The sequence below is a fragment of the Desulfolutivibrio sp. genome (assembly GCF_036584575.1).
In the GTDB taxonomy this organism is placed as follows: domain Bacteria; phylum Desulfobacterota; class Desulfovibrionia; order Desulfovibrionales; family Desulfovibrionaceae; genus Desulfolutivibrio.
The window spans coordinates 1-5834 of the sequence record NZ_JAZHDB010000060.1; the positions used below are offsets into that span (position 1 = coordinate 1).

Below are 5834 nucleotides of genomic sequence, written 5' to 3' on the forward strand. Positions count from 1 at the left end.
CATGGCCGCCAGGGAACTGGCCGGGGAAAACCGGACAGGGCCGGGAGATGCGGCTGCGGGAGACGTGTCGGGTTGGAGGGTGGTCATGGCCGGGGCGCGTCCGGGCCGGTGCATCCGCACTCGCAGGTGGTGCGCCGTTTGGCGACGAGCGGCCACAGCAGGCAGGCGGCCAGGACCGCCGCCGCCAGATACGAGGGCAGGCCGGGGGCGTCCTCGCCGGACGCGGCCAGGAAGTCGGCGGTTTTGGCGGCCACGCCGGGAAAAAAGGCGTCCAGGCACAGACCGGCGGCCAGGGAGCAGACGACGATGGCCGTCAGGTAGCAGGCCGCGCCGCGTTTTCCCAGGATTTTGACGGCCACGGCCAGGGTGGCGGCGTTGGTGGCTGGTCCGGCCAGCAAGAAAACCAGGGCCGCGCCCGGCGACAGGCCCTTGACCAGAAGCGCTGCGGCAATGGGGGTGGAGGCCGTGGCGCAGACGTACAGGGGGACGGCCACGGCCAGGACCGCCAGCATGGGCAGGATGCCGGAACCCAGCCGGGCCTGGATGAAATCCGGCGGCACAAGGGCGCTGATGATCCCGGAGAGCACGACCCCCAGCACGAACCAGCCGCCGATATCCGGCAAAAGCTCCCCGAAGGCGTAGCGTATCCCGGCTGCAAGGCGGGAGAGAAACGATGACTGCGGGGATGGCCCGCCGCCGCAGTCGCACCCGGCCGTACAGGCGTTGGCGCAGGCGTCGGGAGTGGACATCCCGGCGGCGAAATCCGCCGGGGCATGCAGGGCACGCCCGGAGCGGGGGGCCTGTGGGGCGGCCGCAGTCGGCCGGTCGCGGTCCAGGGCGTTGACGAACAGCCCGGCCAGGGTGGCCGTGACGATGGCGGCCACGGGGCGGATGACGGCCATGGCCGGACCCAGGAGGGCATAGGTCACGGCCACGGAATCCACGCCCGTCTCCGGGGTGGAGATGAGAAACGCGGCCGTGGCCCCCTTGCCCGCGCCGCGCCGCCGTATCTCCGCCGCCGCCGGAATCACCCCGCAACTGCACAGCGGCAGCGGCGCGCCCAGAAGCGAGGCCCACAGGACGCTGCCCGGGCCGCGTCCGCCAAGCCGGGAAAAGATGAACCCCTCGGGCGCAAAGGCCCGCAACAAACCGGCCACGAACATGCCAAAGAGCATGTACGGGGCCGATTCCACGAAAACGTCCAGGGACGCGGCGGCCATGGACGAAACGGCCTCGATGACGGCGTGTGGCATGCGGCTTGTTTTCCTCTCCTGTCATGGCGCTGGGGCGCCCGGGCGGACCATACCGCGTCAGGGGCGTCCGGCCAATGCGGAATAAATCATATTAAAAAAGTATGATAATCCCGGGCGGGTCCGGCGTCAAAGCGGAAGGGCCGCCATCCCCGGGAAGGGGACGGCGGCCCGAAGGGGTCGTTTCAAGCGTGGCGGGTCAGCTCAAGGCCCGGGGCTTGGCGGAACCGGCCGGGAAGACGATTTCGGCCCGGGAGGATTCGGCATTGACCGTGGTGACGGTGATCTTCACCCGCTCTTTGAAAAACTCGGCCGCGCCGTTTAAAATGCCCTCGAAATAGTGCGGATAGCCTCGCTTGGAGTGGTAGGTCATGACCAAGGTGTCGCCCTTGTCTTCATAAGTGAAGCGGGGCGGGTGGATGCCTGGAAATTCCTTGGTCAGCCGGGCATGGGTGTCGTTCATGGTCAGGTAGAATTCCCTGAGGGTCTTGGCCTTGAAGAAGCGGCGGTACATGCGGTGGAACTGGGGCACGGTGAACCGGCCAAGCTTCAGGAAGATGTCCCGGGGGCTCTGGCCGGTCATCTCGGAGATCAGGTCGGCCATCTGGGAGAGCACCTGGTCGGGATAGCTGTCCGTGGGCAGAAACGTGGGCTTGCCCATCTCTTCCTGCATGCGTTCGTAGACCTTGCGGTCAAAGTTCTGGCGAATGAATTCCTGCATGAGTTTGGGCAGGATGCCCTTCATGTCGCCCTTGGAGCCCCGCAGCTTGGTCCTGTCGGCGGTCTCTCCGGAAAAGGCCAGGGACAGGGTCAACAGCTCCTGGGACAGGGCCGCCAGTTCCCGGGTGGCCTGGGCCGTCTGGGTGGCGCCCTCTTCGGCCTCGGTGGCCACCACGGCGATTTCCTCGATGCTGTGGTTGATCTCCTCGGCAGCGGCGGACTGCTCCTCGGCGGCCGTGGCGATCTGGGCCACCTGGCCGGACATGTCCAGGATGCTTTGGATGATCAGTTCCAGCGAGGTTCCGGCCTTGCCCGTGGCCTCGGTCCCGGCGGCCACCTGGCGTTCGGTGTCGCGCATGGAGGACACGGCCTGGCGGGATCCGTCCTGAATGCGGCCGATGGATTGCTCCACCTCCTTGGTGGCGGTCATGGTTTTTTCCGCGAGCTTTCTGACCTCGTCGGCCACCACGGCGAATCCGCGTCCGGCCTCTCCGGCCCGGGCGGCCTCGATGGCGGCGTTTAGGGCCAACAGGTTGGTCTGGTCCGCGATGTCGTTGATGACCCCGATGATGCGCCCGATCTCGGCGGCCTGGGAATCAAGGTCGGTCAGCACCTGCCCCAGCTTGCTTGCGGACTGGGCCACCTCGTTGATGCCGTCCACGGCCTCGCGCACCCGGCCAGAGCCGTCGCTTGCGGCGTTGTTGGCGTGATTGGCGGCCTCGGCGGTCTTGGAGGCGTTTTGGGCCACCTCCAGGACCGTGGCCGTCATCTCTTCCATGGCCGTGGCCACGGTGTCGGCCTGGCCCTTCTGCTGTTGCGCCCCCCGGGCCTGTTCGTCGGCCGAGGCGGACAGCTCCTCCGAGGCCGAGGCCACCCGCTGGGCCAGTTCGTTGATCTGGCGGCCGAGCGTCAGCATCTCCTCGTGGGTTTCGTCGATCTTGAGGCGCTGCTCGTTGGCCAGGGTCATGTCCATCAACGACAACACCGCGCCGAGTTCCACGCCTTTGGAATTCATGATGCAGTCGACATAAAAAAAGATGTCCACGCTGCGGCCGTCCCACAGAGTCAGGCGTTTTTCCTCGGCGACCTTGCGTTTGGTGCGCAGAACCTCCTCCGTGATCGACGATCCGTCCTTGCCGTAAAATGCCCGGCTGACGGTCTGCCCCACGATGTCCTTGGTCGGTTTTTTGAGCAGGGCGGCCATGGAGTCGCTGACATGGGTCACGATTCCCTTCTCGTCGCACAGGAGAAACGGGGTGCCGACGGCCTGGACCGCGCCCCGGTAGAATTCCCGGCGATGCATATTGAAGCCCACCACTTCGGAAACAAGCGCGGCCAGAGGGCCGTGTTCCTTCCAGGCGTGTACCTCGTCGAACAGGAAGTCCCGCTTCTTTTCATTGATCTTGGAGAGCCCGGCCATAAGCAAACCTTCGGAACCGGAAACGGTCATGGCCAGCCAGATGGCGCAGGCCGCGCCGAGCGCCACGCACGCGATCATCACCCACAGATTGGCGAAAAAGAAAGACACAACAATGAGGGTGCACATTACGGCCCCCACAACGCTCGTTTTCACGGACGGGGAAAAGGCTGGTGATGATTGGTCCATGAAGGTCTCCTCGTGGGTGTCTCTGAATTTTCAGGCATGAAAAGGATAGCCCATTCCCGGGCCGGGCACAACCGGACAACTGCGGCATTTTTGCATTGCAAGAAAACTGCATGAGGCGGGTGCGGCGGAAGTATACCGTTGTTCTTCGCCGAAAAATCCTGCTCTTTGCCGCTCATTTTCATGGCGAAAGTGTGAAGGCGCCATGGCGCCCGGATGACGACGGCGGTTACGGGGAATCGGGGGCAAAAGGCCCGGCCAGTCCGATATTGACCGGGCAGACGCCGCGAAAGGGATTGTCGCCGTAAAGGGACTGCCCCAGAGCCGTCAGGGAGGCCGGGACATCGCCGTAGGTGGCGACCAGGCATGAGGCGTCGGGGAAAAGGGCTGCGTCATAGGGCGCGCCCGAGGCCACAAGCACCACCTTGCCCGGATGCGCCGCCAAAAGCTCCCGGGCCAGCCGGGCCTGACCCGGTTTCGTGGCCGCACCGGAGACGAGCAGGACCACGGCCCGGGCCTCCCGGGCCAGGGCCAGGACATCCGCGGTCTCGGTCGGCGAGGGGTCGCCGGAAACGGGCGCAAGCCGGACGCCGGGCCAGGCGGAAAGCGCCGCCTCGGCTGGTTCGTCCACATCCGGCGCGCCGCGCCGGGGGCGGATGACCAGGGTGAGGCCGGATTTTTTCAGGGGCAGCAGATGGGCGTCGTCGCGCAGAAGGGTCATGCTGCGCCGGGCGATCCGATCCGCCTCCCGGACGTGGGCGGCGGTGGCCAGGCGGGTCGCCAGCTTCTGCGGATCGGTTTCCGGGGCCTTGATGTCCCTGGCCGCGAGAATCCCCAGGCGTTTTTTCTCCGTGAGAATGCGGCGCACGGCCTCGTCCAGGCGGGCCATGGGAATTTCTCCGGAGCGCACGGCGGCCACGATGCGGGCATGGGCCTGGCGCTGCTGGTCCGTGGTGTGCCCCTTGTCCGCGCCGAAAAGCAGCACGTCGGCCCCGGCGGCCAGGGCTTTGGCCGCCGCCTCCACCGTGCCCACGGTATTGGCCATGGCCCCCATGCCCAGGGAGTCGGTAAAAATCAGCCCCTGGAAACCGAGTTTTTCTCGTAAAAGCCCGACGAGCACCTTTTGCGACAGGGTGGAGGGGACCATGGACGGGTCCACGGCCGGAAGCTCCACATGGGCGGTCATGATGGCCCGGGTTCCGGCCGTGATCGCCGCCTGAAAGGGCGGCAGGTCCACGCGGGAAAATGTCGCCGCGTCATGGGTGACCACGGGCAGGCCCAGATGGGAGTCCACGGCCGTGTCGCCGTGGCCGGGGAAATGCTTGGGGGTGCAGAGCATCCGGCCTTTTTCGTAGCCGCGCACGGCGGCGGCGGTGAAGGCCGCCACCTTGGCCGGATCCTGGCCGAAGGAGCGGATGCCGATGATGGGATTTTCCGGATTGACGTTGACGTCGGCCACGGGGGCGAAATTGACGTTGACGCCCAGGGCCGACAGCTCCCGGGCCATGATCCGGGCCATGATTCCGGCGTTGTCCGGATTCCCCGTGGCGGCCACGGCCATGTTCGAGGGGAAAAGGGTCACCCCCCGGCGAAGCCTGGCCACGGGACCGCCTTCCTGGTCCACGGAAACGAAAAGGCCCACGCCCTTTGGCGTCCCGGCCGCCGCCTTTTGCATATCCCGCGAGAGCGCGGCCACCTGGGCCGGACTCTCCACGTTGCCGGACACGCTGTAATAGATCACGCCGCCGATGTGGTAGTCGGCGATCAAGGACCGCAGGTCGTCCGACACCACCGGCCCAGCAAAGTAGACGGTGAATACCTGGCCGACCTTTTCTTCCAGGCTCATGGCCGCGCACAAGGCGTCCACCTGTGAGGCGCGTCCGGCCATGCCGGGCAAGGCCCAGGCCAGGACGCAAAAAAAGGCGGCCAGGGCCGCCTTGGCGCAGGCCTTTGCGAGGTTGGGGAGAAGCCTCCGGCGGCCAAAGGGCTTCGTTTTTTCAGATGGCATGCAAAGCCCCTGGCGGGACTTTGCGATGCCGGGCGCAAAGGCACGAAAACCACTCGCTGGCGGCGCGGCGAAGCCGCGACCGGCTCGCGATTTTCGGAGACCGCTGACTTCGTCAACGGTCTCAAAGGGCTTCGCCCTTTGGAATCCCTTCTCAACGGGCTTGCTTTTTCGCTCCATATTTCCCTTCCCGTACCCCCTAGCTTCTCGGCAGAAAAGCCCTGACCGCGCACCAGGTCCCACACGGGCCTGGACA

3 protein-coding genes are annotated in these 5834 nt (G+C 66.1%); all 3 read right to left on the bottom strand.

From position 1 onward, the window contains the following. Nucleotides 1–83: 83 nt before the first annotated feature. The 3 genes from V3572_RS04460 to V3572_RS04470 all read right to left on the bottom strand — a co-directional run bounded on the left by V3572_RS04460 (nt 84) and on the right by V3572_RS04470 (nt 5581). Nucleotides 84–1238 (bottom strand): SO_0444 family Cu/Zn efflux transporter, encoded by a 1155-nt coding sequence (locus V3572_RS04460; protein WP_442877351.1) that lies wholly within the window; start codon nt 1236–1238, stop codon nt 84–86. A gap of 211 nt (nt 1239–1449) precedes the next feature. Continuing rightward, complete coding sequence (locus tag V3572_RS04465) at nt 1450–3516, bottom strand: methyl-accepting chemotaxis protein (RefSeq protein ID WP_332109780.1); 2067 nt, start codon at nt 3514–3516, stop codon at nt 1450–1452. Between the two features lie 286 nt (nt 3517–3802). Then, nucleotides 3803–5581, bottom strand: coding sequence for a glycoside hydrolase family 3 protein (locus V3572_RS04470; protein ID WP_332109781.1), 1779 nt, complete (start codon nt 5579–5581; stop codon nt 3803–3805). Nucleotides 5582–5834: the final 253 nt, after the last annotated feature.